Genomic DNA, 2,729 nt, shown 5'->3' with positions numbered 1-2,729 from the left:
CCGCAAGAGCAGTGAGTGCTGAGTGCTGAGTTCTGAGTGCTGAGTCCTGAGTCCTGAGTCCTGAGTTCTGAGTCCTGAGTCCTGAGTGCTGAGTTGAGAATCTCACTTCTTAACTCAGCATTCAGAACGGGCTAAACGCCCTGCTTTCGCTAACAGAACTGTTTTGCCCCATAACCCATATTTCAAAACTTAGGTTTTGCAGCAATCCTAACTTCTTCCTCTTTGCCTGGCTCTCCCATTTCCTTAGCTTTCTCTTGATTGACGCTCACCAACACCCCACCAGCATTATCAGTTTTCACTGTCAGTTGCTCTTGGGCTTTCCAAACTCGGTGAGTTCCCTCTGGCAGAATACCCTCAAACTCGGTTTTGCCATCGGCTACTATACGAATCCAAGATGAGGCTTTCAAAGTTACACCAACCTGTACAACCTGTCTCTTTTGGACACCGCTTAGGGTATCGCTGACAGGTTGTACCTGTGTTGACTCTTTTAGTTGAGCTAGTTCTGGTTTAATAACAGACTTTTGTTTTGGATATGGCTGGTTTGGGCTATTACTCGCTTGTAGTAACGCGTTATTTAATAACTGAGATAACCCATTTACAGAACATACTATTAGCAATATGTAAAGAAAGTAAAGATGAACTGGACGTAGTTGAGCCAAGGGTGAATTATTCCCCCTACTCAGAGGGCTAACTTGTGCAGAACTGATCGGAAAAGTGCCAGAAAATTCTACTCCATTCAAACCTAGTGCATCGGCAAATTGTCTGATTAAACCCTGAATATAAACTGGTTCTGGTAGATCGTTTAAATTACCTTCTTCGATCGCCTGCAATAATCGTTGGGGAATCCTGGTCAATGCAACCACTTGCTCTAGGGATAGACCCTGTTCTTGACGCAATGCCCAAAGTTGAGCGCCTAATTCTGCCAACTTTTCGGCTCGTTGTTCCTCTAATGAAAGTGATGGCTGGTGCTTATTTTTCTTTCTTAGCCATTTCATGCCTACTGACACTCCTTAACTCCACTGAATCAATAATTAGGTTGCGCGATCTGATCTTGCAAAAAGTGAATCTCACGATCTTTGAGGGAACGATATTTACCCTCTGACAAAAAAGGTTGCTTTGGAGTTTGTAATTGAATTGGGCCGATAGCAGTCCGATGCAGCTTGATTACTGGGTATCCTAACTGTTGAGCTATACGGCGAATTTGGCGATTTCTTCCCTCCTGCAACACTATTTCTAAAACGCTTTCCTCGGTACGACGTTCGATTAGGCGTACCTTAGCGGCCCTGGTTTTTCTACCCTCCAACATCACACCTTGACGCCACGTCTGTAGTACTGTTTCTGGAGGATGTCCTTTGACCAAAACATGATATGTCTTGGAAATACTGTGACGTGGATGGGTTAGTCCAAATGTCAGTTCTCCGTCATTAGTCAGGATTAATGCTCCTGTAGAGTCTGCATCTAGACGGCCAACTGGGTGAATACCTGAACCCTCCCGTAATTCTTTCGGTAGTAGATCCAGGACTGTTGTTCTGCGATGAGGGTCGTAGCAAGTCGAAACCACTCCCGCTGGTTTGTGCAGCAATAGATATATTAAAGCCGGACGCTGCTTTTCGGATACAGCCTTACCATCAATTGCGATCGCATCTGTTTCGGGATCGACTTTTTGACCTAAATGTGCCAATACCCCATTAATCCGCACCCGTGACTGCCTAATCATTTTTTCGGCTTCACGACGTGAGGCGATACCCCATTGAGCAAGAATTTTTTGTAACCGTACCTCCATGTGGAAATTGCTTATTTACTGTTATCAATTAAATGATATTTGCATTTTGTAGCGAGTAGGCATAAATGTTACATTTAAAGCTTATTTAATTTCGGTTCAGTTGTAGAGCAAATACTCATAAACAAATTGGTTAAATGCCAGAGCAAAATCCCCAAACAACAAGTGGAAATAAAATCCGCATAATTACGCAAGTACTCACAACAGCAGTTAAGCTCTGGTTGAGATCGCAGACCAGCCAAATATCGGCATTAGAAGTGGAGATTAAAGCTAGCGATCGCCAACTTTTCTCTGGACGCATTCCTTCGGTATCTGTTTTTGCTATTTATGCAGTTTATCAAGGTCTCCTAATTACACAAATTCAATTAATAGCAGAAAATATTCGAGTAAATATCGGTTCCGTACTCAAGGGAAAACCTTTGCGACTGTTAGAAACAGTATCGGTAGTTGGCGATTTGATTGTAGACGAGAAGGATCTGAATGCTTCTCTCTCATCAGACTTATTATCGACTGCTTTGAGCGATCTATTGGTTAAGGTTTTACCAACAGATTACCCCCAGTCACAACCAATCAAGTGGCAAGAAATTATCCTTGGGGACAACCAAATTATACTGCGAGGTTTGAGAGTAACCAATAGTGAAACAACGCCTTTAGAGATTTGTCTGGGCTTACAATTACTCAGTGGGAATAAGTTGCAACTGGTACATATCCCAATCAAGCGCGATCGGGAAGATATATTAAAGGACAATTATGAGTACAATCTCGATCTTGGCTCAGATGTTGATATCGAAGAATTAACGCTGATCCCAGGCAAGCTAGTATGTCGGGGGCGGATTAACGTTAACCCTTGACGAGCGCAAATTAAAAAATATTAATACCCTATTTTAAATGATGAGGCGTCTATTGCGAAGCAGAGGAGCAGCACTTCTCTACGAGGGCTGCGCTCTAT

General features: G+C 43.0%; 3 protein-coding genes. 1 reads left to right on the top strand and 2 read right to left on the bottom strand.

Annotated elements, in window-relative coordinates; all coding sequences use genetic code 11:
- Window positions 1–182: 182 nt before the first annotated feature.
- Complete coding sequence (locus IQ229_RS22885) at window positions 183–995, bottom strand: helix-turn-helix domain-containing protein (protein WP_194047692.1); 813 nt, start codon at window positions 993–995, stop codon at window positions 183–185.
- Window positions 996–1,024: 29 nt separating this feature from the next.
- Window positions 1,025–1,783, bottom strand: a complete 759-nt coding sequence (locus IQ229_RS22880) for a pseudouridine synthase (RefSeq protein WP_194047690.1) — start codon at window positions 1,781–1,783, stop codon at window positions 1,025–1,027.
- Between the two features lie 134 nt (window positions 1,784–1,917).
- Here IQ229_RS22880 and IQ229_RS22875 point away from each other — a divergent pair, with 134 nt between their 5' ends.
- Complete coding sequence (locus IQ229_RS22875) at window positions 1,918–2,631, top strand: LmeA family phospholipid-binding protein (protein ID WP_194047688.1); 714 nt, start codon at window positions 1,918–1,920, stop codon at window positions 2,629–2,631.
- The last annotated feature ends 98 nt before the right edge of the window (window positions 2,632–2,729 follow it).

Origin of the sequence: Nostoc cf. edaphicum LEGE 07299, from assembly GCF_015207245.1 — a bacterium.
GTDB lineage: Bacteria > Cyanobacteriota > Cyanobacteriia > Cyanobacteriales > Nostocaceae > Nostoc > Nostoc edaphicum_B.
The sequence above is the reverse complement of the archived record's forward strand: the minus strand, read 5'-3'. Positions and strand labels throughout refer to the sequence as shown.

Coding starts and splice junctions, on each gene's coding strand:
- IQ229_RS22885 (WP_194047692.1), bottom strand. CDS start 995: ATGAAATGGCTAAGAAAGAAAAATAAGCACCAGCCATCACTTTCATTA.
- IQ229_RS22880 (WP_194047690.1), bottom strand. CDS start 1,783: ATGGAGGTACGGTTACAAAAAATTCTTGCTCAATGGGGTATCGCCTCA.
- IQ229_RS22875 (WP_194047688.1), top strand. CDS start 1,918: ATGCCAGAGCAAAATCCCCAAACAACAAGTGGAAATAAAATCCGCATA.